This window comes from Nocardia sp. NPDC050412 (genome assembly GCF_044458825.1).
Lineage (GTDB): Bacteria > Actinomycetota > Actinomycetes > Mycobacteriales > Mycobacteriaceae > Nocardia.
This window is the reverse complement of sequence record NZ_JBITIJ010000014.1, coordinates 108,203-133,437: the sequence shown is the minus strand read 5'-3', so window position 1 is coordinate 133,437 and position 25,235 is coordinate 108,203. Positions and strand designations below refer to the sequence as shown.

The following is a 25,235-nucleotide window of genomic DNA, read 5'->3' as shown; positions in this document are numbered from 1 at the left end:
GGCGGTCGTCGTCCCGGTGCGAAGAAGAAGTCGCCGTGGCGGATCGTGCGCCGGGTCATCTACGTCCTGCTAGCCCTGTCCATCATTTTGCCGAGCACGGTCTTCCTGATCGCCTACACCACGGTTTCGGTACCCCAGCCGGGTGACCTCAAAACCAACCAGGTCGCGAATATCCTCGCCAGCGACGGCACCACGGTGATCAGCAAGGTCGTACCGCCGGAGGGCAACCGCACCGACGTCACCATCGACCAGATTCCGCCGCATGTGCGCAATGCCGTGATCGCGGCCGAGGACCGGGACTTCTACACCAACCCGGGCTTCTCGGTTTCCGGCTTCATGCGCGCCGCCCGGGATCAAGCCCTCAACAGGGAGAGCGCGGGCGGTGGCTCGACCATTACCCAGCAATACGTGAAGAACGCGCTCGTCGGTGACGAACACTCACTGACCCGCAAGATGCACGAGCTGGTCATCTCGGCGAAGATGGCGCGGCAGTGGAGCAAGGACGAAATCCTCGCCGCCTACCTGAACACCATCTACTTCGGTCGCGGTGCGTACGGCATCGATGCCGCCGCCAAGGCCTACTTCGCCAAGCCGGTCTCGGAGCTCACCGTGGCCGAGGGCGCGGTGCTCGCCGCCACCATCCAGCAGCCCTCCGGCCTGGATCCGGAGAAGAATCCCGAGGGCGCGAAGTTCCGCTGGAATTATGTGCTCGACGGCATGGTCTCCGGCGGCAATCTGAAGGCCGAAGAGCGCCAGACCCAGCAGTTCCCGCAGGTGGTCCCCGTGACCTCCAACAAGGACAAAGGCCTGGACGCCGGGCCCGAAGGTCTGATCAAGACCCAGGTGCTCAAGGAGCTGGCGGCCGCGGGCATCAGCGAACAGCAGCTCAATACCGCTGGCCTGTCGATCACCACAACGATCGATCCGAAGGCACAGCAGGCCGCCGTCGACGCCGCGCAGAAGAAGATGCAGGGCGAACCGGAAAAGCTGCGCGCCGCAGTGGTTTCAGTGGATCCGAAGACCGGTGCGGTGCGCGCCTACTACGGCGGCGACGACGGTCAGGGCTACGACTTCGCCAATGCCGGTCTGCAGCCGGGATCCTCGTTCAAGGTCTTCGGTCTCGCGGAGAACCTGGAATTGGGCAAACCGCTGTCGGAGATGTATGACAGTTCGCCGATCACTGTGAACGGCATCAAGATCACGAATGTCGAAGGCGAGCAGTGCGGCACCTGCACCATCGCCGAGGCGCTCAAGCGCTCGCTGAACACCAGCTTCTACCGCATGGAGCTGGATATGCAGAACGGTCCGGCGAAGATCGCCGATATGGCGCACAAGCTCGGCATTCCGGAGACCATTCCGGGCGTCGGCAAGAGCCTGGTCGAGCCGGACGGTTCCCCGCCGAACAACGGCATCGTGCTCGGTCAGTACCAGGCCAGGGTGCTGGATATGGCCTCGGCCTACGCGACGCTGGCCGCCTCCGGCGTCTACCGCGCACCGCACTTCGTCACCAAGGTGGTGAGCGCCGACGGGCAGGTGCTGCTCGACCGCGGTGATGTCGCCGGTGAACAGCGAGTCTCGGCGGCGGTCGCGGACAACGTCACCGACGCGATGAAGCCGATCGCGGCGTGGTCGCGCAATCACAACCTGGCCAACGGCCGCGAGTCGGCGACCAAGACCGGTACCGCCCAGCTCGGCGACACCGGCGAGAACAAGGACGCCTGGATGGTCGGCTACACCCCGTCGCTGTCCACCGCGGTGTGGGTCGGCTCCATCGATAACTCGGCGCTGCGCAACTACAGCGGCGGCATGGTCTACGGCTCCGGTCTGCCCTCGGATATCTGGAAGGCCACCATGGACGGTGCTCTGGACGGCACCCCCAAGGAAAACTTCCCGAAGCCGCCCCCGATCAAGGGCCAAGCTGGTGTGCCCGCGTGGTCCGCACCGTTCACCCCGCCGTCGACCACGGAGTCGCCGCTGATCCCGCCGATCCAGATCGTCCCGAATACGATCGACACCCCGTTCGGACCGATCCAGATCCCCGGCGTGCAACCGCAGACGCAGCAGCGCCAGCCGCAACAACAACAGCAGCAGCCGGAGTCGACGCCGATGCCGGGACAGCCGACGGCGAACTCCGACGGTTCGATGCCGACGACCACCGGATCGCCACAATCCGGTGGCACCGGTAACGGCAACGGCAGTCAACCGACCCGCACCCGGTAGCCTCGGGTGCCGTGACCGAACCGCAACTCGTGGACGAGCGGACGAACGCAAGAGCGCCGCAGACCGACGGGATGCCGTCCGGTGCAACACAGTCCGGCGGCGCGACGCACTATGTCGCGCCCGCGCCGCTGGCACCGGATCTGCGCTCGGCCGACGGCCGAGATCGCCCCAGCCGCAATGATTCCCTGACCGCGCAGCTGAGCACGGTCGTCGGCGGCCCGGTCGGTGACCACGCGCTCATCGGCCGGGTCCGGTTCTGGACCCCGATGCGGGTGTTGCTCGCCTTCGCACTGGTGTTCCTCGCGCTCGGCTGGGCGAGCAAGGCGGGCTGCATCCAGCAGACGACCACCTCCGACGGTTCGCTCACCCTCGACTGGAACAACGGCCGCCAGTACATCGCCATGTGCTACTCGGATACCGTGCCGCTCTACGGCGCGGAACGGCTGAACGAGGGCGCCTTCCCATACAAGAAGGAATGGACCGAGCAGACCCCGGACGGCGGCCGAGAGACCAGGTACATGGAGTATCCGGTGCTGTCCGGGCTCTATCAGTACGCGGCGATGCAGGTCGCCAAGACCTGGGATGCCTCCCCGCTGCCCGGTGCGCTGCAGGTTGTCATCTACTTCAATGTGGTCGCGGTGGGTCTGGCCTTCGCCTGGCTGGTCACGGTATGGGGCTCGGCACAACTGGCGGGGCGGCGGGTTTGGGATGCCGCGCTGGTCGCCTGTTCGCCGCTGGTTATCGTGCACGCGTTCACCAACTTCGACGCGCTCGCGACGGCTTTCGCCGCCACCGGCCTGCTCGCCTGGGCCCGCCGACGACCGTTGCTCGCGGGTCTGCTGCTCGGACTCGGCGGTGCGGCCAAGCTCTACCCGCTGCTACTACTCGGGCCGATCGTGGTGTTGTGCCTGCGCGCCGACCCACTGCAGCGGGTGCCGAGCGCACGGCTCGGGCTCCGGTTGAGCGATATCGACAGCTGGCGTACCGCGATGACCTGGCTGCGCGAAACCCCGTATCGCACGCAATTTCTCAGCGCCCGGCCGCTCGGCGCGGCCGCCTTGACCGTTGCGGCCGCGGCGGGCACCTGGCTGGTGGTGAACGTGCCGATCGCACTGCTGTATCCCGATGGCTGGCGGGAGTTCTTCCGGCTCAACACCACTCGGCACGCCGATCCGGATTCCATCTACAACGTCATCACCTCGTTCACCGGCTGGGCCGGATTCGACGGCGAGATCGGACATGTCGAACAGCCGACCATCCTGAATCTGGTGTCGCTGCTGGTATTCGTCGCCGCCTGCGCGGCGATCGCCTATATCGCGCTCACCGCCCCGCGCCGGCCGCGCCTGGCCCAGCTGTGCTTCCTGGTCGTCGCCGCCTTCCTGATCACCAATAAAGTGTGGAGCCCGCAGTATTCGCTGTGGCTGGTGCCGCTGGCCGTGCTCGCGCTGCCGCATCGCCGAATTCTGTTGGCCTGGATGACCATCGACGCGCTGGTCTGGGTGCCGCGAATGTTCTACTACCTCGGCCTGGACCGCAAGGGCCTGCCCGAGCAGTGGTTCACGGGCACTGTCGGGCTGCGCGATATCGCGGTACTCGCGCTGTGCGCCTTGATCATTCGACAGATCTACCGACCGGAGGAGGATCTGGTCCGGCGCGATTTCGTCGACGATCCGGTCGGCGGCGTCGTCGATCGCGCACCGGACCCGCTGCTGCCCTGGCTGCCGGAGGCGCTGCGGCCGAGGACGGCTCTGGTACGCGCTTAGCTGGTGCGCAGGAAGCGCGCCTGCCTGGCGGGTTCGTGTGGCAGCAGATCCAGATCCAGCTGCCACGCGCTGCCGGTCCACGGATCGAACAGCGGGGTGCCGTCGACCGTCGGCAGATGACGGCAGGACTGCGACAGCATCGCCACCGTCCCATCGCTGGACTCGGATTCGTCGGTGCCAACGATCACCGTGGACAGCCCGATCAAATCACCGCGCACCAGCAACGTCGCGATGCGGTGGGCGTCCGCGCTCTGGTATCCGTGCGGGAAGTCCGCGGCGAGCAGGACCCTGTGCTCGGTCGGTGGCGTGAAATTCCCACTGGAATAAGCCAATTCGGCCAGGTCAGCGGCCTCTACCAGGGTCTGCAGCCGCGCCGAGATATCGCCGAAATCGGTGATCGGCGGGCCGTTCAGCACCGGGGTAAGCGGACCGACGAGCTGGCTGAACGCTCCCGTCAGATCGATCATGTCGACCAGGGTGCGCCGACCGGGATCGGCCGCGAGCAGTCGCGCGAGCACCGCACCGACGACCGGGGTCGCCGCGGCCGAAGATTCGGTATCGATCCACAGCGGGCGGGTCAGCGGCACCGGCACACAGTACGGAATGCGCAGCGGCCCGCGCTCATTCGCGTAGAGTTCGCCGAGTCGAATGCCGTCGCTCGGCGTCGGCGCACCGTCCCAGGCGGGCGAATCCCAGGACGCGAGTGACGGCGGCAATTGCCGATCGGCTTCGGCGAGTTCGCGTATGAGCGCTTCGCTATCGCCCAGGTGGTTCCCCTCCGCGGTGGCGATCAGATCGTCACAGCGACGCTGTGCCGCCTGCCTGGCCTCCTCGGCGGCCGGGGTGTTCCTGGTCGCCGGATCCGAAACCGCCGCGGACAGTTCCTGATCCAGCCTCTGCATGGCGTAGTCACGCGCGGAGATGAGTGCGGCGGCCGAGCGCGCGGCATCCTCGAAGATCATCCACAGGCGTTCGAGTCCGTGCGCGACCTCGAGCGGCGCCGGACCGGCGCCCCGGGAGTCGGGACCGCTGATGGTGTCCTGACCGCTGGTCCGGCCCGGATTGCGGACCGGTTCGGCTCCCCGCAGGTCGGCCGCGCTGTGTTGGACGGACTGCGGTGTCGCCGCTTCGTCGACCTCGACGCCGTGCGCGGTGAGCAGCACAGCAAGACCACCGGCATAGCCCTGACCGACTGCGCGCAACTTCCAGTCGGTTCCGCGCCGATACACCTCCAGGCAGATCAGCGCGGTCTCTCCCGCCGATGGAGTGATCGCGAATTCCGCTGTAGCGACATCGTTCACGGCGAGTTCAGCGGTGACCGCACCGAGTCCATCCGCCTGCGCGGGCGCGGCCGGATCGGCGCTGACCACCAGTAGCACCGCTTCGGCGTCGGCGCGCACCTCGCCGAGCCGGATGGTGACGCCGCCCTCGGACAGCGTCACCCCCGCGGTCTCGGTCTGGTTGTAGAACACGAAATCGCCGGTATCGAAGACCCGCAGGTTCTGCGCCACCACGAGCGCCGAAACATCCAGGGCAGCCCCGGCTTTCGCGCTGAATCGAACGATATCGCCGGTCAGCACCATATTCTGACCGGCCTTCAGCTGAATCACGTTGTCCGCCCCGTTATTTCGTGCAGTTGTCGCTCAATTACCCAGGAACCGGCCCAGCTGTGGCACCGCTTCACCGGGATGTTTGGCCTGGAAGCCCTCGCCGAGCGCCTGCAACTTCCAATCGCTGCCGACCCGGAACAGCTTGGCCATCGCCATCGCGGTGAACGCCATACCGCCTGCCATGGTGTACCTGGCCAGCTCGCCGTTGTTGGCGCCATCGACCAAGCGGCAGAACGCATTCTGGACTTGTTCGAAGGTGTGGCCCTTATAGGAGGTCACGATGAACACCAGCGTGCTGACATGCGCCGGGATACGGGTCAGGTCGACCAGAATGACCTCGTCGTCGCCCTCGCCCTCACCGGTGAGGTTGTCGCCCTGGTGTCGGACCGAACCGTCCTTGGAGGTCAACTGTCCGTAGTAGGCCACATCCACCACATTCATATCGGCGAACATCACCACCGACGCGTCGAGGTCGATATCGACGGTCCGGTTGCCGAACATGCCGCGGCTGCGCACCGGATCCCAGCCCAGACCCATCTTCACGAAGGTCAGCGCGGAGCCGCCCTCCTTGCGCAGGGTGACCCGCTGGCCCTTGAGCAGGCTGACCGGACGATCCTTGCTCAGGCTGATCTCACCGGGCGGCTGCTGCTGCGCGGCGGGCTGGGCGGGCGGCGGATAGCCCTGGCCCGGTCCGGGCTGTCCGGGCGGCGGGTAACCACCGGGTCCGGGCGGCGGCGGGTAGCCCTGTCCGGGCGGCGGGTAGCCGGGTCCGCCTTGCGGGTAGCCCTGCTGTGTCGGTGGGTACTGCGGCTGCTGCTGCGTCGGGTACGTGGGCTCGGGCGGTGGCGGGTAGCCCGGTGTGGGCTGGGCAGGCTGGTAGGACGGAGGCGGCGGGACCTGCGTCGCGGCCGGGGACTCGTCGACGGTGACACCGTGATCGGTGACCAATGCCGCGAAACCACCCGCGTAGCCCTGGCCGACCGCGCGCACCTTCCACTCACTCTGGCGCCGGTACAGCTCGAGCGCGATCACGATCGACTCGGTGTTCAAACCGTCGATGCGGTACTCGTACAGCCGATTACCCGCTGAATCCGACACGATCGCCGTCGGCGCGGGGAACCGGCCGAAATTGCTGGTCGCGTCGTCCAGAGTGATCACCGCGCGGATCTGCGCGATATCCGCGGGCACCGCATTCAGCGCGACCGCCAGCGACGCGGGCTGCCCGGCCGGCGCGGGCTGGAGATTCACCCCGGGGCCATTGGGCTGATTGAAGAAGACGAAGTCCGCGTCGGAACGGACCTTCCCCGACTCGGTGACCAATAGCGCGGACAGGTCCGCGGGTGCGGTCAGCTGGACGGAGATCACCACGTCATTGGCGGCCAGCGGGCCATTCTGACCCTTGGCGAGTGTTGCGGACAAGTTCGACCCTTCGCTTGTCGGTGCGTACGGTGCCACTCTACGAGAAACGTGCCGCACACGATCCGAAGTAACTCCTCGCCGTGGCCCATACGAGTACTCCAAGATCGGTTAGGGTGGCGAAACGCGGTCGGAATGGCGGGCGATATACCCGTGTTCCCCCTACCAGACAGCAGGCAAACTCCCTATGGCGCAACTGTTCGAGCAGTCGAAAAAGGTGATCGAGGCACACCTCGCCGGATCGAGTATCCGCGCGATTTCCGGCTCGATGGTCGCCTACGAAGGAAATGTACAGTTCAAATCGGCCGGTTTCGGCGGCGGCGACGGCGTACTCGCCGGGCTCAAGCGGCGCGCCACCGGCGAGAAGCTGTCGCTGATGGAATGCAGCGGCAACGGCCGGGTCTTCTTCGCGGTCAACGGTCAGCACGTCACCGTCGTCAATCTGAATAACGAGACGCTGCAGGTCGAATCGCAGCAGTTGCTGTGCTTCGCCGGAAACCTGCGCACCGATGTGCGTTTCGCCGGTCTGCGCGGTGCCTCCTCGGGTGCCGGCCTGTTCACCACCACGGTGACCGGACAGGGACAGGTGGCACTGCTCTCGGCGGGCGGTCCGCTGATCCACCTGGAGGTTTCGCCGCAGTATCCGCTGATCGTGGATCCGGATGCCTTCGTCGCCTGCCAGGGCAATCTCAATCAGTCGTTCGTCACCGATGTTTCGTGGCGTACCTTCGTCGGCCAGGACGCCGGGGAGGCGTTTTCGCTCCGCTTCGACGGTCAGGGCCTCGTTTTGATCCAACCGGCGGAACGGTAAGGGGGCCGACGATGTTCGAGAAGGTCAACGGCAAGGTCGTCAAGGTCGACGTCGGAATGGCGGGCGGTGTGGTCGCGCGCAACGGCGCGATGCTGTTCTACACCGGCGATATTTCCTTTGCGCCGCATCAGATTCCAGGAGCCGCACCCGGAATGGGCGGTGGCGGCGTCATGCGGATGGCGGGTCGGATGATGGCCGGTGAGCACGAGCGCACCATGCTGGCCACCGGTAATGGCGAGGTGCACTACGGGTTCGCCGGGCTGGAAGTGCATGTGGTGCAGATGCAGCCGGGCGCGGTGCTGCGCGTCGAGGCCTCGCGGCTGCTGGCCAATACCGCCGCGCTGCAGAGTTCGATTGTGTCCGTGATGAGTTCGGGCGGTGGTGGCGGCGGCGGGCTGATGGGTGCATTGCGCGGAGCGGCCAGTGGTGCGCTGACCGGTCAAGGGATGTTCACCACGCAGCTGTCCGGACAGGGCGCGGCGGTGCTGCTGGCACATGGCGGATTCCTGGAACTGCCGGTGGGCGGGCCGAATCCTATCGTGGTGGATCCGCAGGCCTTCGTCGCCGCCTACGGCAATGTGCAAACCGAGTTGAAGACGGCGTTGAGCTGGCGCGATGCGGTGGGTCGCGGTTCCGGCGAGGCGATGCAATTGCATTGCGTCGGACAGGGTGTCGTTTACGTGCAGGCCTCGGAAGAGAAGTTGTGAACCATGACCGATATCTTGAATCCGCTGAATCTCGGTGAGAGCGACAATCTTCCGGGCAACAGCTACGCCTACTGCATCGATCTGAACAAGCCGTGGTTCATGCGCAAGGGCGCGATGATCGCCTACTACGGCGATATGCGGTTCCAGATGCTCACCCACGGATTGCAGGGCGGGCTGCTGCATATGGTCTCGCAGCAGTTCTCCGCACCGCTGTTCACCGGCGACTATGTGATCGCGGAGGGCCACGGCAAGCTGATCATTGGCGACCGCGGTTACGACATCAATTCCTATGACCTCGAGGACAATGGCAACCTGACCATCCGCGCCGCCAATCTGCTCGCCTTCGAGCCGGGGCTGTCGCTGAATCAGTCCATCGTTCCCGGATTTCTCACCCTCATCGGCACCGGTAAGTTCCTGGCCTCCTCCAATGGCCCGGTCATGTTCGCCGAACCGCCGCTGCGCGTGGATCCGGAAGCCCTCGTCGGCTGGGCGGATTGCCCGTCCCCCAGCCACCACTACGACCAGCGCTGGGTCTCCAGCTTCCTGGCCGCCGGTGCGGCCCGGTTCGGGGTGAACTCCGGTGAGGAACGCCAGTTCGACTTCACCGGTGCCGGAACGGTTCTCATCCAGTCCAGTGAGAAGATCCTCAGCGATTCCGCGCTGGTCCGCACCATCGAGGGGCAATTGCAGAGCGGTGTGACCGTCGGCGGCCTACAGCGATTGCAGGGCATCATCGCCCAGCAATTGGGTGCTCAACAGCAAAATTACTGATCCGGATGACCGGAGGATCATCCCCGGGTCCTTCCTTCGGCGGACTCGGCAAGCCCGGACGGGCGAATAGCTTCCCAACAGTAGGCATAGTGTTGGGAGGCACTCATGGGTATCGGACTCGTGATCGCGATCGTCGCGGTCATCGCGCTGGTGGTGAAGCGGTTCTACGGCGAACCGATGAATGCCCGCGATACTTTCGGACTACCGGTCATCCTCTTGGCGATCGGCATATACAGCCTCACCAAGATCGCCGACCTCAACGGTACCGATATCACCTGGCTGATCATCGGCGGCGCCGTCGGTCTCGCCTTCGGCGCCCTACGCGGCACCACCGTCGGCATCTTCACCCGCGACGGCCACCTGTGGCAGCGCTACACCGTGCGCACCGTGATCGTCTGGGCCGTATCGATGACCGCGGGCTTCGCCATCAGCGCCCTAGGCACCACTATGGGCATGCACCACGACGCCCGCCCCACCACCCTGTCCATCGGCATCAGTATGGTCGGTGAAATGCTCACCCTCGGTGTGCGCGCCTTCTCCACCGGAGTCCCGTTCGCCCCGGACAAGACCTCGTCCAGCTCCCTACTCGACCGCATCGCGCCACAGGCAACGCCGAAATCCGCGCCGGAACTCCCCTTCCCGACGAATCCCTCGTACCCTCGCCCGGACCGCCCCGCGACGGAGGGCCATCCCGCGGCACCGAAACATCTGTATTCCAACCCGTCTCACCCCGAACCCGACGCCGCGGCCAACCCGTCCGCTTCAAACCACCCCTACCAACCGCCCCGCCTCGATCACTCCCCGACCCTCCGCGAAGCCCTCGACTGGCTCAACCGCACCCGAAACCGCTGACCTCGTTATCATCACGCGACCGGAAGGACTGGCGGGCTTGCCCGTCAGTCCTTCCGCGCCAGCCCGAAACGCGCCGCGAACGCCGACATTTCGTCGAACTGCACGGCCTGGTCAGTGGCGGTAGCGCCGACAATGATCCGGGTCACGCCTTGTGCAACGAATCCGTCGACCCGATCCTGCGGCATATCGATCGAGCCCCATCGGGTGTATTCCAATGTGGCCGGATCTCGGCCCGCCGCAACGGCGGTGGACTTCGCCAGATCCCACTGGTGCGCACGTTCGGCGGGCATCAGCATCCCGCCCGGGAAGTATCCATCGCCGCGTCGTCCCACCCGCCGCGCCGCCGCCCGACTCGATCCGCCGATATGGATCGGCAACTGGTCTCCGCCATGGGGTTTCGGGTATACGCACAGCTTGTCGAACGAAAAGAATTCGCCGTGGAAGTCGACACCATCCGCACCGCCGCCCCACAGCAGGCGCAGCACATCGATCGCCTCTTCGGTTCGACGACCACGGGATGCGAAGTCCACCCCCACCGCGGCGGCCTCACCCGGCAAGGTGCCGAGTCCGACTGTCAGCAAACGCATTCGGCCCTTGGACAGCACATCGATGGTCGCCAGCCGCTTGGCCAGTACCACCGGATGCCGATACGGCAGCAGCAGCACACCGGTGCCCAACAGGATCCGGTCCGTTGCCGCGGCGACGAAACTCAGACAATCGAGCGGATCGGGAAACGGCAGTGTCGGTGGCATTTCGTACTCGCCGACCACCGCACCCGGATAGAGAGCGATATGGTCCGGCAGGTAGATCGACTCGAAACCGCACGCCTCGGCATGTTGCGCGAACGCCATCAGCCGGTCCGGATCGGTACCGTAATACGGTGTGCTGTAATTGATTCCGAACTTCATCGGGACACCGCCGCCGAATCGAGCTGGTCGCGCAGTTGCGATCGCACCGCATGCAACCGATCGATTGCCACCTCGACTTCGTCGAGCTTGCGCCGCAATGTCGCCACCGAATCCGGGCAGACATCCCCGGAGGTATTTCCGGCGCGGATGCACGCGACGAACGGGCGGATATCGTCGAGATCGAAGCCCACGTCGAGCAGCCTCCGGATCTTGTGGACGACCTGCAGTTCCGACTCGTCATAGATGCGATACCCATTGGTCGAGCGCCGCGCCCGCACCAAGCCGTGCTCCTCGTAGTAGCGCAGCGTCCTGGTGCTCGTCCCGACGCGCTCGGCCAGCTCACCGATCAGCATTCGACCTCCTTCACGACCCGTCGGGGCAACGCTAAACCTTGTCGCCGGTGTCAACGCAAGGTCAGCTACGTGGCCTTTCCGGTGCGGCCTTGATAAACCAGTTGATGATCTCCTCGCCCGCGAGAATTCCGGAGGCGCGGGTGATGGTGAGATTGGGGTGGGTCCAGTTGAGTTGTTCGAGTTCGCCGTGGCGTGGACGGATGGCGGAGTCCGCAGTGCGCAGCATCTCGGCGTCCAGGGCACCGTCACCTGCGGCGAGAGTCGTGGCCGCATCGGTGAGTTCACCATTTTCGACCAGCCGGCGACGGACTTCGCGCACCGCATGACTCTTACAGACGACCAGGGGCATCGTGTAGATCTTGCGGCCCTGCTGGGAGACGGACCAGCCGCGCGGGCGGCACCAGGCATCCCATTCGGAGAGGAAGCCGTCCGGAACTTCCTTGGGTTTCACCACCAGGTAGGTGAACAGATGATCGGCGACCCGGAATTTGGTGACCCAGGAATCGTCGATTCGCGCACGCAGTTCGGTATTCACCTCCGACAATGTGGCGCCACTTGCCCGCATCTGCGCGTCGATATCGATGCGCCAGCGCATATCCGGCACGCCGTCGACCAGGATGTTCCCGCCATTGCTCGTGATCGCATATCGCCAGGGTGCGCCGGGCAATTGGATACGTTCGAACTGCTTGATGGTCCGAGTGGTGGTGGGGATGACGGCGGCGGGTCCGGTCAGGGTCTGCATACGCAGCGCGGCGGTGGTCGTCATGAACGACAGTGGCGCGCCCTCGAGGTGTTCCACACAAACCATCGGCACTTCGCCGGTGGCGTGGAAAGCGTTGCGCGAATAGATCATCGTCCGATCTAGATCGGTAGCAATCAGAGCGTGTCTTCGTAGTTTTCGCAAATGCATTACTGCTGTATGTCCTTGATCAATCCCATGCACGAATAGGCCAGGTCGGGCACGACCTCGACCGGAACGCCGCGGGCCGCGGCGAGCAGACGGATATGCGCGTGCTCCGGTGCGTCCGCCGCACGCACCAGCACCCGCCACGGCAGCCGCCGCAGCAACACCCGAGTCGTCTCGCCGACACCGGGTTTCACGAAATTCACACTGGCGACACCGTATTCCTCGCGCACCTTGTCGACCGAGGCCCAGCCGGTCCAGGTCGGTGTCCGGTCCGCGGCGCGCACGGCGGACAGTTCGGCGGGCACGCGATCCCGGATCGCGTCGAAGGCTGCGGTCACCGTGTCGAGCAGGCGTCCGGAGACATCGTCGGCCGCCAGTTCGCGATAGAACTTCGCACCATGGAAATCGCCCGGACCGATCAGCGTGTCATTGAGCACGGTGCGCGAAATCAGCCCGGAGACTGTCGAATTCAGGCATGCGGAGGCGATCAGGAAATCGTCTCGGGTGCCATAGGTGCGCACGCAATGTCCCGGGTCGGCGAGCACGGCGAGCTCGTCATTGAATCGGGCGCCGCCCGCGGCGTGATAGGCGTTCAGCGCTTCGGTGAGCTCCCGAGTAATGGCACCTTTACCGGTCCAGCCGTCGACGAACACCACCGAGGCCGGATCATGATGCCGGGCGAGATAATCCAGTGCGACGGCGTCGATACCACGATCGCGCACGATGGATACCGCATAGTGCGGCACATCGAGACTTCGCGACCGCAGCCAGCGGCGCATGAGAATTCCGATCGGCGTACCCGCCCGGGCCAGTGAAACCAGCACGATATCGGTACCGCGTTCGGTGACAACGAGTTCCGATACCGTCGCAACGGCGAGCGCGAGTCGCTCGGCACTCTCGGCCAACACCTCGTCGAACAGCGAGCGGTATGCCGCATCGGGCTGATATTCGATCGGCAGCGATTCCGCATAATGTGCGGCACCGGACTGGATCCGGTGTTCCCGCTCGGCCACATCGGCCTCGAGGTCGACCTCGGACAGATCCTTCAGTAGCCAGGAAACCTCCTCGGCCGCATACGATCCGAAGGCCGGTCCGTGCAGCGCAACGGGCAGGGCCAAGGCCGATTGCGGTGAGATATTCGATTCCGGCACAGCGTTCGACCTCATAACATCCTCGGTTCGGCAACGGTCCGTTCCGCATGCAAAAGCCGCGGATCCGCACCTGGAAGCACCGCCAGGACGACATCGTCCCCGGATGCGGTCAGCACATCGATCAGGCCGCCTGCGGCGCGCAGTTCAGCGGTGTCGGCAGGTGCATCTATGACGACGACCAGAACCGGCTCGACGCCGACCGACCGCCCACCAGCGGACCTCGTCAGCCCTGGATAATCCACCGCCCCCTCGCCCCCGGGAGCATGATCGCCCAGCGCCCCATTGCCCAGCGCCCCATTGCCCAGCGCCCCATTGCCCAGCGCCCCATTGCCCAGCGCCACCCCATCGTCCAACGCCACCCCATCGTCCAATGCCACCCCATCGTCCAATGCCACCCCATCGTCCAATGCCGCAACTTCGGAAAGCGCGTCCTCGATCCAGTGCGCGTTGTACAAATAACGTGGTTCCACCTCACCAGCCTCAGGCGCAACGAACCGGAAGCCACGCCGTAACGGATACCCCGGCTCATCCAGCACATACGCGGGCGAGCGAGTCGTCGTCTGAAATCGCGTCGCGATCCCGGCATCGGCAAGTTCGGCCGCCAACCGCAACGGCAAATACATCAACTCTTCGTGCCCGAGCACAATCGCGGGTCGACCAGCGAAATCATCGGCGAGCCGAACCCGCAACGCCTCGGCGGCCTGCACAAGCGCCGCCTCGAACGCATCCGTATCGGACCGCAAAATCCCATGCCTACCGCCCTCGGGAACCGAAGCAGGCCAGGGCAACTCGATCCGATCGAACGAACCACGCTGCGCTGCGGTCGGATTCAATACAGGATCCGGCATCGAAGACACCGTCTCGACCAGATCATCGGGCAGCAAGGTCCGCCCGGCAGCCAAACACACGGTGTCGATCCGCGCCCCCAGCTCGTCGGCCGCCACCTCGAACCGCGTCCGATCGCTCTCGGTCCGCATATCCACCAGCGACGCCAGTACATAATGCGCACGCGGCGAAAACGCGTGCAACGCCCGAACCGCATCGATCGCCGTATCACCGGTGGAGATTTCGTCGTCGACGAGCACCAGCGGCAGATCGTTGACGAAGATATCCGCGGGTGCGGGCTGCAGCAGATGCGAGGTGGCGTGCGAATGTCCCTCCTCGAAGCCGGTCAAGGTAGTCGCATCGGGCACCTCGCGACGGGTCGAATGCAGATAGCATCCGGCTCCGATCCGCGCCGCCACACAATGTCCCAAACCCGTTGCGGTCTCGGCGAATCCGAGCACCACTGCCTCGCGATCCCCCAGCACGTCACGCACCAGATCACCCAGTCGATTGCCCGCACCGAGCACAACCCGCGGATCCGTCGGCAGATGTTTCCCGAGCACCGTCGAAACCAGCAGGTGCGCGCGACGCGGATTGCGTCGCAACCCGGGCTGAATCAAAGTTGCGATGGGCAATTCGGCGGGCAGCACGTCAACCGCCCCGCCCCCATGCGAGCGCTCGTGCCGCAACTCGATACCCAAATTCGTTGTCGCCCAGGGGTCGATATTCATTCAGTTACCAACGCTGTCAATAGATCCACGAACGAAACACCCTTATTGGCGACACCGAAAACCCGGGCCCGCAGCAGCGTCTGACGCGCCCAACTGCGATGCGGCCGCATCTCGTTCATCTTGTTCCGATATCCGGATGCCGCGACCCCGCCGACATCGACCTGCAGGATGTCCAGCGCATCCGAATACTCTTCGTGGGTCACCACCGACAGTGCATGCACGGCAGCGACATGCGACGGATGGATCACCGTCTTGCCCTGGATCCCATTGGCCCGATCGAGCGTGATCTCACGTAGTAGCCCGTCCAGATCGCGACTGACCAGATAGCGCCGGAACGGTACCGCATCGGATTCCTCGAACGGCGCGGTCCGCAGCAGCGGCCGGAACATCCGCTCATGGTCGGCGAAGTATTCCCAGACCGGTCCGGTGATCACGAAACCCGTGCCGTCGGAACGCCCCAGGTAATTCACGATATCGGCGATGACATCCGCGACCACCCGCACGTCGTAAATGGTCAGATCCCGGTCCCGCCGAATGCCGAAGGTCGAGCACATATCCGTCGCGCCGATGCGTACCGCGAGTACCCGCTCGCGGTGCTCGCCCAATAGCGTCGCGATTTGGGTCAGCTCCTGATCCCGGGTCTGGCGATGTACCAGCGCGGGCGATTCGAGGACCGGCATGCCGTACACCGGCCTGCTCAAACGCTCGGCGGCCGCCTCGAGTGCGGCGAGATATTTCGGACCGCTCGCACTGTCGAATTTCGGAAAGACGAAGCCGCTCAGTGCCGCTGTCCCGCTGCCGAGCTGTTCGACGATTTCGGACACGGTATCCGCATCACGAACCCGGACGAACAGCAGCGGATTCGGATCCTCGCTTTCGGCAAGCAGATTCAGCGTCGCGACGGTCTGGCGTTTGGCCGATTCCACCTCGTGATCGGCGACCGCATCCTCGAGATCGATGACCATCGAGCACACGCCGCGCGCGGCCCGCTTACTTATCGTCGAGGCGAGGTCATGGCGAGTCGCCGGCGCGTACAGCGTGGCGCCGAGCGCGATCGCCAGAATTTCCCGGTCGGCCTCATCGCCGAACGGTTCCGGTTGTCGATGGAACAGGTGCCGCGCCTCCGGGCCGTGCAACTGGCGAAAATGGCGCAGCGGCAATTGCTTTCGCAGGGAGACCTGTTGCTGGACGACGATGCCCGCGGTCATCGCTTCGCTGTCCTCATCCCTAATGGCGGTGGCCGCATAACCCTGGCCTCATTCTCGTCGTGGTCCTGCTTGTTTTCTCATTCGATCCACTACCCCGGCTACGAACTCCGCGACGGTATCCAATTCGGCCACATAGGCCCAGTAGTCGGGATGGCGCCCCGACAGGTTTTCGGTGATTCGATCGATCCGGTCCACCTGTGCGTCGAGCACAGATCCCCATTCGCCGACGAGCCCGCGGCTCACCGCGAGCATTTGTGCGTCCCGCAGCCGAAATCGTACGGCCTTGGCCTTCTCTTGCGGATTCTCACGGACCTCGCGCAGCAATGTCAGCCGTTTGGTGACGGCATCGATCAAATGCTCGGCCTCGGTGAGGTACCCGCGTGCGGATGTAGTCAGATCAAGCGCAGACTCCGGATTGTTTTCGGCCGCTGCCGCTCGCGCCCGCACCAGGGCGGCATCCGCGGCCTCGATGGCCTTCTTGCTTTCCTGCCCATTGTTAGCCAGATCCGCTGAACTCGCAGCATTGAACTCGCGCAGCATCTCCGAGTAGGCCGGTGCCAGCCGCTCGCCACGAGTGCGTACCGCGGCCAACCTGGTGGCAACCGAGGCGATCGCATTGGCCGCCGCCGCGGCCCGAGAAGGCGCCTGCGTCAATGCTTCTGCCAGCGCTTTCGTCGCCGATTCCAAGCGTCCGGCGGCCTCGCGGATACTCGCGGCGGGCACCTCGGAACCGAGCGACTCGAGTGTGAGCAGCGACTCATCCACCGCCGTCGCGTGCTGGCGCACAGAGGGGTAGCCAGCGTATTCGGATTCGGCGGCCTGCCTGCGCACACCCGCCGCCGCGACCTTCACCTGCTGCGCGAATTGTGGCACCGTGCCCGCCACCGCGACGGCATGTTCGAGCTGGGACTGATTACCGCGATAGAACTCGTCGACGGCACGGGCCGCGTCGGTCAATTGCCGCACCAGGGTGTCCACCCGCGGCTGCCGCTGCGGCATCGGCGTGTCGTCGCGCTCGACGTTATCCAGTTCCTCGGTGAACGTCAGATATGCGCCTGCGGCGTCATAGCATCTGCTGCGCACGGGTTCCCATTTCGCGCCCATCCGTCGCTCCGGGAAGACCTGTTCGCAGGCGTGCACCGCCGCCTCGGCCGCACTCTGGCGCCGATCCATATCCAGGAATGCGGCAGCCAGCGTCGACCGGGCCTGTGCAATCCATTCATTGTTCCCGGACGACCGGAACCATCCACGCCTACGGCCTGTCACGCCCCGATGTTAAGCGGTGTACTCGCCTCGGCTCGGCCGAGCGGACGAGATGTTCCAGTTCACCGGGGGATACACCAGTTCCTACGCAAGACTGCCGAAACCTACTACTGTCGTAGGGCGTACCCGGCGATTCGGACAATGCTGGGAACCACAGACGTCTATTGAAAGGGAACCCCGCATGGGTGTCAGTTTGTCCAAGGGCGGCAATGTCTCGCTGACGAAGGCGGCGCCGAACCTTACCGCTGTCTCCGTCGGGCTCGGGTGGGATATTCGTACGACCACCGGCACCGACTTCGATCTGGATGCCAGTGCGATCGCGACCGGTGGGGACAAGAAGGTCGTGTCCGACAAGCACTTCATCTTCTTCAACAACCTCAAGTCGCCGGAGGGCTCCATCGAGCACCTCGGTGACAACCTGACCGGTGAGGGTGAGGGCGACGACGAGGTAATCAAGGTCGACCTGGCCAACACCCCGCCGACCATCGAGAGCATCTTCTTCCCGGTCTCGATCTACGACGCGGACACCCGGCAGCAGTCCTTCGGCCAGGTGCGCAACGCCTACATCCGCGTTGTCGACCAGGCCAACGGCACCGAGCTGGCCCGCTACGACCTGTCCGAGGACGCCTCGACCGAGACGGCCATGGTCTTCGGCGAGCTGTACCGCAACGGCGCCGAGTGGAAGTTCCGCGCCATCGGCCAGGGCTACGCATCGGGCCTGGCGGGTATCGCCCGTGACTACGGTGTGAACGTCTAAGACGTACTGATCTGTACAGGGGGCTCGGCGACGGGCCCCCTGTACGCATGTCCCGGAACGATTCGCCTCGCCGCTCCGTTGGACAATCGACGGTTCGGCGGCCACGCTGGAACCATCATCGCGACCGCGGGTTGGTTCGGCCCTCGGGTTACATCGGCAAAGGCGCGCTCGGAAAGACATTCGACCGCCGCACGGAAAGGGTCTCCGCGTGGTCCTGCGCATATTCGGCATGTCCATCGTCGTCACGGTGATATCGCTCGTCGCGGCATTCCTGTACGGCGGACCGACGGCGCTGGCGTTAGCCGCCATCCTCGGCGTCCTCGAGGTCTCGCTGTCGTTCGACAATGCGGTCATCAACGCCACCGTGCTCGAACGCATGAACGAGTTCTGGCAGCGGATCTTTCTCACCGTCGGTGTGATCATCGCAGTATTCGGCATGCGGTTGGTCTTCCCGTTGGCGATCGTCTGGATCACCGCGGGCCTGAACCCGGTGAAGGCTTTCGACCTTGCGCTGAACCCGCCCGCAGATGACGCGCTGGTATTCCCGGACGGCAGCCCCAGCTACGAGAAGCTGCTCACCGACGCACATCCGCAGATCGCCGCGTTCGGCGGCATGTTCCTGCTGCTGCTGTTCCTGAACTTCATCTTCGAGGAACGCGAAACCACCTGGCTGTCCTGGCTGGAGAAGCCGCTTGCCCAGCTCGGCAAGCTCGATATGCTCTCCGTGGTCGTCGCGAGCGTCGGCCTGGTGCTCACCGCCGAATTGATCGCGACCGACGAAGAGCGCGCCACCGTCCTGGTCGCCGGTCTGCTCGGCATGATCACCTACATCGTGGTCGACGGACTCGGCTCGCTGTTCCATACCGAGGAGTTCGAGGAATCCGCGGACGGCGGTCCGTCCCAGCTGGTCAAGGCCGCGGGCAAGGCGGCGTTCTTCCTGTTCTTGTACCTCGAGGTGCTCGACGCGTCGTTCTCCTTCGACGGTGTCATCGGCGCCTTCGCCATCACCTCCGACCCGATCATCATCGCGCTCGGCCTCGGTCTGATCGGCGCCATGTTCGTCCGTTCGATCACCGTGTACCTGGTGCGCAAGGGCACGCTGTCGGAGTACGTGTACCTGGAGCACGGCGCGCACTGGGCGATCGGCGCGCTGGCGGTCATCCTGTTCGTCTCGATCGGCGTACACATCAACGAAATCGTCACCGGTCTCGTCGGCGTGGCCTTCATCGGCGCGGCATTCATCACCAGCATCATTCGGAATCGGCGCGATGACGCCGACGAAGTGGAGAGCGAACGAGAGGTCACCCCGGTGGCCTGAATTCCGGCGAGTAGCCGAAGAATTCGAGCGGCCGATCTTTTCGAGCGACCTGCAAGCAGTCGCTAGCGGCGGCTTCCAGCCGCTGCCGCTTCTCTTTTCAGCGGACGGGCACCGGTTGCCGCTGATCGATTGCGGGCGTCGGGCGGCGCGAGGCGAACACCATGCCGATCAGTCCGACGCCGAGTCCGGCCGCGGCGAGGGGCCGCAGCGGCTGATCGATGAACAGCCAGGCCAGCACGGCGGTGACCGCGGGAGTCGCGAAGAACAAACGCCCGACTCGCGTTGCCTCCCAACGCTTCAGCATCGCATTCAATAGTAGGAATGCGACCATCGAATTGACCAGCACCATCCAGGTGAGCGATTCCGCGAACCGCGTCCCATCCCAGATATGCAATTGGCCGGTGCTCCAAGCCAATACACCCGCGACCGGCGCGCTCGCGGCCATGTGAATGGCGGTGGTGGCACGCGAATCGACCTGCGGCACATAACGTTTCTGATAGATCGTGCCGACACTGAGACCAAGCAAGCCGACCACGCACAGCAGCAGGCCGACCGGTGACATGCTCGATTGGTCGAGTACCGCCAAGCCGACGCCGATACCGCCGATGCCGAAGCCGAACCACTGTCGCGCGGTGACGGTTTCGCCGATGAACCCGGCCAGCAAGGCGATGACGACCGGATTGAGTCCCTGGACCAGGGCGATGATGGCGGCCGAGACGTGCAGGCTCATCGCGGTGTAGAACGCGCCGAACTGCACGATCTGCATCAGCAGACCCGCGATGACGACATGTTTGAGCTGGCCCGCGCTCGGCCAACTCGCGCGAATCACGACGGCGTACACCGCGAGCAGTATCGCTGCGATGCCGAAGCGCGCGAACAGCACCGTCATCGGCGGTGCCGCGCCGACGCCGATGACTCCGGCGATAAAGGCGCTGCTCCACAGCACGACGAACAGTGGTTGCATGCCCGCCGCCAGGGATGGCTTGCCGGTCGCTCGAAACAGCGGGTCCAAGTTCACGTGCCCTCCTCGATAACGGATAACCGCCTAAGACGGTTACTACGTTCGCATTTTCGTAAGTAACCTGTCAAGGCGGTTATTATCGAGGTGTGTTCGCCTTCGTGAGCGGTAACCTCGCCCTGGACTTCGCAGGCACGGTCAAGGCCCGTGCCACGACGTTCGACGACTTCCTCACCACTCCGGCGGATCTGGACGAGTGGCTGCTCGCCGCCTACCTCCTCGACACCGCGCCGCACTGCGATGCCGCGACACTCGACCGCGCGGTGCGACTGCGCGAGGCGGCCTACCGACTGGCCCTGGCCGCGGCCGGCGACGAACCGTTCGCGGATGCGGACCGCAAGATCGTCAACGAGCTGGCGGGCGGTGAATTGCCCAGGCTGACATTGCGATCCGATGCGACGATCACTCGCCACGGCGGTCCGGATGCGGCACTCGCCGCGATCGCCCGGTCCGCAATCGAAATGCTCGGTGGTCCCGAGCGGGGGTTGATCAAGGAATGCGGGCGCGACGAGTGCACTCGGCTGTATCTCGATACCTCACGCGGGAAGTCGCGGCGCTGGTGCGATATGACCATCTGCGGTAACCGCGCCAAGAGCGCGGCATTCCGTGCCAGACATGCCGACTGATCCGGCGGTATCGCCGGCGGTCAGCGATGGCGGTTGCTCCGTGGCGGCGGCGCGACAGCGTGCGAGTTGCGCGGGCCGATCCCGGAGCCGGTGCGCCGGCGTGGGTTGCTAACCGCCGAGGCCGAGGCGGCGGGCCCGTACTAGGCGACCGGAACGAGGCTGCCGGGGGCGAACCGCGGTATCGGCGGGGGCACGAGTCGGGTTCCGCGCGGTATCGCACGCACGAATAGGAAGAAGAACACCACCAGCAGCGCTGCTCGTCCCCACACACCGAATTGCACGACATTCTCCATCGAATCCACCGAGTTACCGGATCCGATCGAATAGAAATACCGGAATACGCCGATCCCGATCGCCGCATCGGCGATCAGATACGCACCGATCGCCGCCCACGGCACCTCGAGCAAGACCATGAACGGCACCAACCACAGCGTGTACTGCGGCGAATGCACCTTGTGGAACAGCAGGAATCCGCACAGCATCGCGCCGCTGACCCCGATCCACGGGAAGGTGCCGGTCATCGTGAACCGCTTCCAGCCCAGCCACATCGCCAGCGCGAAGGAGGCCAGCACCAACGTCGGCGAGGCGACCGAGACGGCGTGCTGAAATGCGCTCTCGCCCTCGGCATCCTGAGCGAACAGCGGTCGAAGTCCCCAGTACCAAATGGAATTCGTGGTGATATCGGCCTGGCGCAATTGCTGAAAGGTGATCGATGCGCGCCAGCCGTCGTAACCAGCGAGCGCGAACGGCAGATTCACCACGACCACCGTGCCGACGGCCGCGGCGGCGGTAAGCAGCGCACCGCGCACATCGAACCGGGTCGGCGTCGGATCATCCATATCGCGCTGACCACCGGTGAGCACATAAGCGAGCAACGGCAGCACGAAAATGCCCGGATACAACTTGAGACAGAACCCGATACCGAGCAGCACGGCGGCCAGAATTCCCCTGGTACGCAATGAATATCGGGTCAGCGCGGTCACCACGTACACCGCGGCGACCGCCATGCAGACCACGGGTAGCTCCCAGTTGTGGAATGCGTAGAGCACCAGCGGCGGCCCGGCCGCCCACAACAGTGCCGCCCGCCCCGCGAGCCGGACCAGCAGCCAGGCGGTCAACAAGGCGAACGGCGCCAACAGCAATGCCGAATGCAGCAGGAATTCCGCGTCGTTATCGGCGCCGACCGCGCCGAGCCACATCAGCACACCACTGAGCACCGGATACTCGACCGCGCCACCCGTCAGCATGCCGTCACCGGTAATGCCGCCATCGATATACGGAAAGACGTGCTGATCGATATCGCGCCCGAGCCAGAGGAATTGGATATCGGAATAACAGACATCCGAATCCTTGATCACATCGAAGATCGCACTGCGACCGTTCTCGGCGAACGGCGCACCGGCACACCGCGCCTTGTTGGCATACGCGAACGCCAGCGTGAGCCCGCACAGCAACACCACCACCGCGGCCAGCGCTGTGCTGCGCTGCACGCGGCCCGCGATCGAGTCGCTGGCGGCCAGTCCGGTCGGCATGTCGACCAGCCTAGGTGGCCGACGCAGACCGCGCCCGCGGCTCCCCCGCCTCCGCGAGCCTTTTGCCGGTCGTAGGAGCTTTGCTGGTCGCGTCGCGGACCGGCGGTCGGTCGCTGGATCGAGTGCTGGACGTACCCGGTGAGTTACCCATATGCGTACGAAATCAGATGTTGCGAAGGTAATCACGGGGCAGCTTTCGCTGCTCAGCGGGCGTTCATGTAGCCTTGTCGGGTTGCTGACGCAACGACCCTCCTGCCACGGACCGTCCGTGGCCGTTTCCTAGTCCACAGGAGGTGATTGGTCCGTGCGTCATTACGAAGTGATGGTCATCCTCGATCCGAGCCTGGACGAGCGCACTGTTGGTCCGTCGCTGGACAACATGCTGAGCGTCGTCAAGACCGATGGCGGCAAGGTCGACAAGGTCGACATCTGGGGCCGCCGCCGGCTCGCCTACGAGATCGCCAAGCAAGCCGAAGGCATCTACGCCGTGGTCGATCTGACCGCCGAGCCCGCCACCGTGAGCGAGCTCGACCGCCAGCTGGGTCTCAACGAGTCGGTGCTGCGCACCAAGGTTCTGCGCCACGGCAAGTGACACTCGATTGCGTCGGTGCCTGTCTCTAGGCTCTAGCGCAAAGCGAGTGCACTGCGGACTGCATACCGAGCAGGAGGAACCACATGGCAGGCGACACGGTCATCACCGTCATCGGAAACTTGACGGCCGATCCCGAACTTCGATTCACGCCCGCGGGCGCTGCGGTGGCGAATTTCACCGTCGCATCGACTCCCCGCGTGTTCGACCGTAATTCGAACGAATGGAAAGACGGCGAAGCGCTTTTCCTGCGCTGCAACATCTGGCGTGAAGCTGCGGAGAATGTCGCAGAAAGCCTGACCCGAGGTGCCCGCGTGATCGTGAGCGGACGACTGAAGCAGCGCTCCTACGAAACCCGCGAGGGTGAGAAGCGCACGGTCGTCGAGCTCGAGGTCGACGAGGTCGGTCCCTCGCTGCGTTACGCCACCGCGAAGGTCGCCAAGGCCAGCCGCGGCGGCGGGGGTGGCGGCGGCTTCGGTTCCGGTTCCGGTGGCGGCGGTGGCAACTTCGCTCCTGCCGGTGGTGGTGGCGGCAGCCGTTCCGGCGGCGCCGACGACGACCCGTGGGGCAGCGCACCCGCGGCAGGCTCCTTCGGGGGCGGCCGCGCAGACGACGAACCGCCGTTCTGAGAACGGCTCACATCGGCCTGAATTGATTCCGTAGCGACTGCTTGTAGGTCGCTCGAAACGATCAGCCCATCATTGATTACGGAGTAACCATGCCTAAAGCGCCCGCGCGCGAAAAGGTGCTGAAGAAGAAGGCTTGCACCTTCTGCAAGGAAGCCAAGTCCGGCACCGTCAATATCGATTACAAGGACACCGCCCTGCTGCGGAAGTACGTCAGTGATCGCGGCAAGATCCGCGCTCGCCGGGTCACCGGCAACTGCGTGCAGCACCAGCGCGACGTCGCCGTTGCCGTGAAGAACTCGCGTGAGGTGGCCCTGCTGCCCTACGTGTCGACGGCTCGCTGAGAAGGGAGACATCGCAATGAAGTTGATTCTTACTGCTGATGTGGACAACCTCGGTACCCCCGGTGACACCGTGGAGGTCAAGGACGGCTACGGCCGCAACTACCTGCTGCCGCGCGGCCTGGCGATCGTGGCCAGCCGTGGCGCGCAGAAGCAGGTCGAGGGCATCCGTCGGGCACAGGACGCGCGCAAGGTGCGCGACCTGGATCATGCCAATGAGCTGAAGCAGGCCATCGAGGGCTTGGCGGCGGTTTCGCTGTCGGTCAAGACCGCCGGCACCGGCAAGCTGTTCGGCTCGGTCACCCAGTCCGACGTCGCTGCCGCGATCAAGTCGGCCGGTGGGCCAGTCGTCGACAAGCGCAGCATCGAGCTGCCGAAGTCGCACATCAAGACGGTCGGCAAGCACAACGTCGTGGTGCACCTGCACCCCGATGTGGTCGCGAAGTTCGACTTGCAGGTCGCCGCGAACTGAGTTCATTCGAAGGCCACTCTTGTGTTTCGGCACGAGGGTGGCCTTCGACTGTGCCGAATCGATCCATGTGCTGGCTGAGCTATACCGTTCGGGAAAATAGCCAAATATTTGCGAGCTAGCCGAAGCGGTGATCTGGGTCATTCTCGGCAACCTGCCGCTATCGGCTCTACCGCCAGTTATTCGCCTTGTGGATCGTCGAGAAAACCAACCGGACGCCATGTGATCTACGCCATAGACACCAAACGTGCTGTTTACCCTCAACACGCCCGGCTGTTCATCTAGACCGACACGCCGACACTCATTCATCCACACGTGGATAGCTTAAGAAATCGATATCTATCAGCGTGTTTGAGCGGCACGACCTGGGTTTTCCCCAAGTTGTACACAGGGGGTGCACAACGCTAGGTAAACAGTCCCCAACTTATCCACAGGCGTGTGCACATTGCGGTTTGGCGACTGC

Annotated in this window: 24 protein-coding genes; 13 read left to right on the top strand and 11 right to left on the bottom strand. The window is 64.7% G+C overall.

Translation table 11 applies throughout. From position 1 onward, the window contains the following. The first annotated feature begins 75 nt into the window (after nt 1-75). Nucleotides 76-2,220 (top strand): transglycosylase domain-containing protein, encoded by a 2,145-nt coding sequence (locus tag ACIBI6_RS32375; protein WP_396958824.1) that lies wholly within the window; start codon nt 76-78, stop codon nt 2,218-2,220. A 71-nt stretch (nt 2,221-2,291) separates the two neighbouring features. Beyond that, nucleotides 2,292-3,983, top strand: coding sequence for a glycosyltransferase family 87 protein (locus tag ACIBI6_RS32370; protein WP_396958823.1), 1,692 nt, complete (start codon nt 2,292-2,294; stop codon nt 3,981-3,983). Here ACIBI6_RS32370 and ACIBI6_RS32365 read toward each other — a convergent pair. Next, complete coding sequence (locus ACIBI6_RS32365; RefSeq protein ID WP_396958794.1) at nt 3,980-5,593, bottom strand: TerD family protein; 1,614 nt, start codon at nt 5,591-5,593, stop codon at nt 3,980-3,982. The two genes, ACIBI6_RS32370 and ACIBI6_RS32365, sit on opposite strands and share 4 nt — an antisense overlap. 33 nt (nt 5,594-5,626) lie before the next feature. Beyond that, nucleotides 5,627-7,012 (bottom strand): TerD family protein, encoded by a 1,386-nt coding sequence (locus ACIBI6_RS32360; RefSeq protein ID WP_396958793.1) that lies wholly within the window; start codon nt 7,010-7,012, stop codon nt 5,627-5,629. A gap of 184 nt (nt 7,013-7,196) precedes the next feature. Here ACIBI6_RS32360 and ACIBI6_RS32355 point away from each other — a divergent pair, with 184 nt between their 5' ends. The 4 genes from ACIBI6_RS32355 to ACIBI6_RS32340 all read left to right on the top strand — a co-directional run bounded on the left by ACIBI6_RS32355 (nt 7,197) and on the right by ACIBI6_RS32340 (nt 10,150). Next, nucleotides 7,197-7,820 carry an AIM24 family protein gene (locus tag ACIBI6_RS32355; RefSeq protein ID WP_364348755.1) on the top strand — a complete coding sequence of 208 codons (624 nt, stop codon included), beginning with the start codon at nt 7,197-7,199 and terminating at the stop codon, nt 7,818-7,820. A gap of 11 nt (nt 7,821-7,831) precedes the next feature. Next, entirely contained in the window at nt 7,832-8,527 is a 696-nt protein-coding gene (locus tag ACIBI6_RS32350) for an AIM24 family protein (protein ID WP_364348758.1), read from the top strand. A 3-nt stretch (nt 8,528-8,530) separates the two neighbouring features. Then, nucleotides 8,531-9,298, top strand: a complete 768-nt coding sequence (locus tag ACIBI6_RS32345) for an AIM24 family protein (RefSeq protein WP_396958792.1) — start codon at nt 8,531-8,533, stop codon at nt 9,296-9,298. Nucleotides 9,299-9,403: 105 nt separating this feature from the next. Next, entirely contained in the window at nt 9,404-10,150 is a 747-nt protein-coding gene (locus tag ACIBI6_RS32340; RefSeq protein WP_364348764.1) for a hypothetical protein, read from the top strand. A gap of 44 nt (nt 10,151-10,194) precedes the next feature. On the opposite strand, the gene ACIBI6_RS32335 is transcribed toward ACIBI6_RS32340, so the two are convergent. The 7 genes from ACIBI6_RS32335 to ACIBI6_RS32305 form a co-directional block, all read right to left on the bottom strand. Then, a complete protein-coding gene (locus ACIBI6_RS32335) occupies nt 10,195-11,058 on the bottom strand; it encodes a TIGR03619 family F420-dependent LLM class oxidoreductase (protein WP_364348767.1) in 864 nt (287 codons plus the stop codon). Continuing rightward, nucleotides 11,055-11,411 carry a MerR family transcriptional regulator gene (locus ACIBI6_RS32330; protein ID WP_364348770.1) on the bottom strand — a complete coding sequence of 119 codons (357 nt, stop codon included), beginning with the start codon at nt 11,409-11,411 and terminating at the stop codon, nt 11,055-11,057. The genes ACIBI6_RS32335 and ACIBI6_RS32330 overlap by 4 nt, the downstream gene beginning before the upstream one ends. A gap of 61 nt (nt 11,412-11,472) precedes the next feature. Next, nucleotides 11,473-12,264: an HAD family hydrolase gene (locus tag ACIBI6_RS32325; protein WP_364348773.1), complete on the bottom strand. Its 792-nt coding sequence runs from the start codon at nt 12,262-12,264 to the stop codon at nt 11,473-11,475. 56 nt (nt 12,265-12,320) lie between these two features. Then, the gene (locus ACIBI6_RS32320) at nt 12,321-13,430 is read right to left on the bottom strand and encodes a cysteine protease StiP family protein (RefSeq protein WP_364349091.1); all 1,110 of its coding nucleotides are present in this window, start codon (nt 13,428-13,430) and stop codon (nt 12,321-12,323) included. 50 nt (nt 13,431-13,480) lie between these two features. After that, the gene (locus ACIBI6_RS32315; RefSeq protein ID WP_396958791.1) at nt 13,481-15,025 is read right to left on the bottom strand and encodes a phosphoribosyltransferase family protein; all 1,545 of its coding nucleotides are present in this window, start codon (nt 15,023-15,025) and stop codon (nt 13,481-13,483) included. Then, nucleotides 15,022-16,233 carry an HpcH/HpaI aldolase/citrate lyase family protein gene (locus ACIBI6_RS32310; protein WP_364348779.1) on the bottom strand — a complete coding sequence of 404 codons (1,212 nt, stop codon included), beginning with the start codon at nt 16,231-16,233 and terminating at the stop codon, nt 15,022-15,024. The genes ACIBI6_RS32315 and ACIBI6_RS32310 overlap by 4 nt, the downstream gene beginning before the upstream one ends. A gap of 48 nt (nt 16,234-16,281) precedes the next feature. Next, the gene (locus ACIBI6_RS32305; protein ID WP_364348782.1) at nt 16,282-17,499 is read right to left on the bottom strand and encodes a hypothetical protein; all 1,218 of its coding nucleotides are present in this window, start codon (nt 17,497-17,499) and stop codon (nt 16,282-16,284) included. Between the two features lie 178 nt (nt 17,500-17,677). On the opposite strand from ACIBI6_RS32305, the gene ACIBI6_RS32300 reads away from it, so the two are divergent. Both ACIBI6_RS32300 and ACIBI6_RS32295 read left to right on the top strand, forming a co-directional pair. Further along, complete coding sequence (locus tag ACIBI6_RS32300; protein ID WP_063042648.1) at nt 17,678-18,253, top strand: TerD family protein; 576 nt, start codon at nt 17,678-17,680, stop codon at nt 18,251-18,253. Between the two features lie 208 nt (nt 18,254-18,461). Further along, complete coding sequence (locus ACIBI6_RS32295) at nt 18,462-19,571, top strand: DUF475 domain-containing protein (protein WP_364348786.1); 1,110 nt, start codon at nt 18,462-18,464, stop codon at nt 19,569-19,571. 97 nt (nt 19,572-19,668) lie between these two features. Here the strand turns inward: ACIBI6_RS32295 and ACIBI6_RS32290 are convergent, their stop codons facing one another. Beyond that, nucleotides 19,669-20,589, bottom strand: coding sequence for a DMT family transporter (locus ACIBI6_RS32290; RefSeq protein ID WP_364348789.1), 921 nt, complete (start codon nt 20,587-20,589; stop codon nt 19,669-19,671). Between the two features lie 89 nt (nt 20,590-20,678). On the opposite strand from ACIBI6_RS32290, the gene ACIBI6_RS32285 reads away from it, so the two are divergent. Beyond that, nucleotides 20,679-21,215 carry a CGNR zinc finger domain-containing protein gene (locus tag ACIBI6_RS32285; RefSeq protein WP_364348792.1) on the top strand — a complete coding sequence of 179 codons (537 nt, stop codon included), beginning with the start codon at nt 20,679-20,681 and terminating at the stop codon, nt 21,213-21,215. A gap of 140 nt (nt 21,216-21,355) precedes the next feature. On the opposite strand, the gene ACIBI6_RS32280 is transcribed toward ACIBI6_RS32285, so the two are convergent. Continuing rightward, on the bottom strand, nt 21,356-22,747 hold the full coding sequence (locus ACIBI6_RS32280) for a hypothetical protein (RefSeq protein ID WP_364348795.1): 1,392 nt from the start codon (nt 22,745-22,747) through the stop codon (nt 21,356-21,358). A gap of 304 nt (nt 22,748-23,051) precedes the next feature. On the opposite strand from ACIBI6_RS32280, the gene rpsF reads away from it, so the two are divergent. The 4 genes from rpsF (at nt 23,052) to rplI (ending at nt 24,775) form a co-directional block, all read left to right on the top strand. Further along, nucleotides 23,052-23,339, top strand: a complete 288-nt coding sequence (gene rpsF / locus ACIBI6_RS32275) for a 30S ribosomal protein S6 (protein ID WP_040697500.1) — start codon at nt 23,052-23,054, stop codon at nt 23,337-23,339. An 83-nt stretch (nt 23,340-23,422) separates the two neighbouring features. After that, nucleotides 23,423-23,965 carry a single-stranded DNA-binding protein gene (locus ACIBI6_RS32270; RefSeq protein WP_364348799.1) on the top strand — a complete coding sequence of 181 codons (543 nt, stop codon included), beginning with the start codon at nt 23,423-23,425 and terminating at the stop codon, nt 23,963-23,965. A gap of 89 nt (nt 23,966-24,054) precedes the next feature. Further along, nucleotides 24,055-24,306 carry a 30S ribosomal protein S18 gene (gene rpsR / locus ACIBI6_RS32265; RefSeq protein WP_040697505.1) on the top strand — a complete coding sequence of 84 codons (252 nt, stop codon included), beginning with the start codon at nt 24,055-24,057 and terminating at the stop codon, nt 24,304-24,306. Nucleotides 24,307-24,322: 16 nt separating this feature from the next. Then, complete coding sequence (rplI, locus tag ACIBI6_RS32260; RefSeq protein ID WP_364348803.1) at nt 24,323-24,775, top strand: 50S ribosomal protein L9; 453 nt, start codon at nt 24,323-24,325, stop codon at nt 24,773-24,775. Nucleotides 24,776-25,235: the final 460 nt, after the last annotated feature.

Bases quoted from the DNA above. Each gene is read 5' to 3' on its own strand.
- ACIBI6_RS32370 (WP_396958823.1), top strand. From the start codon at position 2,292: ATGCCGTCCGGTGCAACACAGTCCGGCGGCGCGACGCACTATGTCGCG.
- ACIBI6_RS32355 (WP_364348755.1), top strand. From the start codon at position 7,197: ATGGCGCAACTGTTCGAGCAGTCGAAAAAGGTGATCGAGGCACACCTC.
- ACIBI6_RS32350 (WP_364348758.1), top strand. From the start codon at position 7,832: ATGTTCGAGAAGGTCAACGGCAAGGTCGTCAAGGTCGACGTCGGAATG.
- ACIBI6_RS32345 (WP_396958792.1), top strand. From the start codon at position 8,531: ATGACCGATATCTTGAATCCGCTGAATCTCGGTGAGAGCGACAATCTT.
- ACIBI6_RS32340 (WP_364348764.1), top strand. From the start codon at position 9,404: ATGGGTATCGGACTCGTGATCGCGATCGTCGCGGTCATCGCGCTGGTG.
- ACIBI6_RS32335 (WP_364348767.1), bottom strand. From the start codon at position 11,058: ATGAAGTTCGGAATCAATTACAGCACACCGTATTACGGTACCGATCCG.
- ACIBI6_RS32330 (WP_364348770.1), bottom strand. From the start codon at position 11,411: ATGCTGATCGGTGAGCTGGCCGAGCGCGTCGGGACGAGCACCAGGACG.
- ACIBI6_RS32325 (WP_364348773.1), bottom strand. From the start codon at position 12,264: ATGATCTATTCGCGCAACGCTTTCCACGCCACCGGCGAAGTGCCGATG.
- ACIBI6_RS32315 (WP_396958791.1), bottom strand. From the start codon at position 15,025: ATGAATATCGACCCCTGGGCGACAACGAATTTGGGTATCGAGTTGCGG.
- ACIBI6_RS32310 (WP_364348779.1), bottom strand. From the start codon at position 16,233: ATGACCGCGGGCATCGTCGTCCAGCAACAGGTCTCCCTGCGAAAGCAA.
- ACIBI6_RS32300 (WP_063042648.1), top strand. From the start codon at position 17,678: ATGGGTGTCAGTTTGTCCAAGGGCGGCAATGTCTCGCTGACGAAGGCG.
- ACIBI6_RS32280 (WP_364348795.1), bottom strand. From the start codon at position 22,747: ATGCCGACCGGACTGGCCGCCAGCGACTCGATCGCGGGCCGCGTGCAG.
- ACIBI6_RS32270 (WP_364348799.1), top strand. From the start codon at position 23,423: ATGGCAGGCGACACGGTCATCACCGTCATCGGAAACTTGACGGCCGAT.
- rpsR (WP_040697505.1), top strand. From the start codon at position 24,055: ATGCCTAAAGCGCCCGCGCGCGAAAAGGTGCTGAAGAAGAAGGCTTGC.
- rplI (WP_364348803.1), top strand. From the start codon at position 24,323: ATGAAGTTGATTCTTACTGCTGATGTGGACAACCTCGGTACCCCCGGT.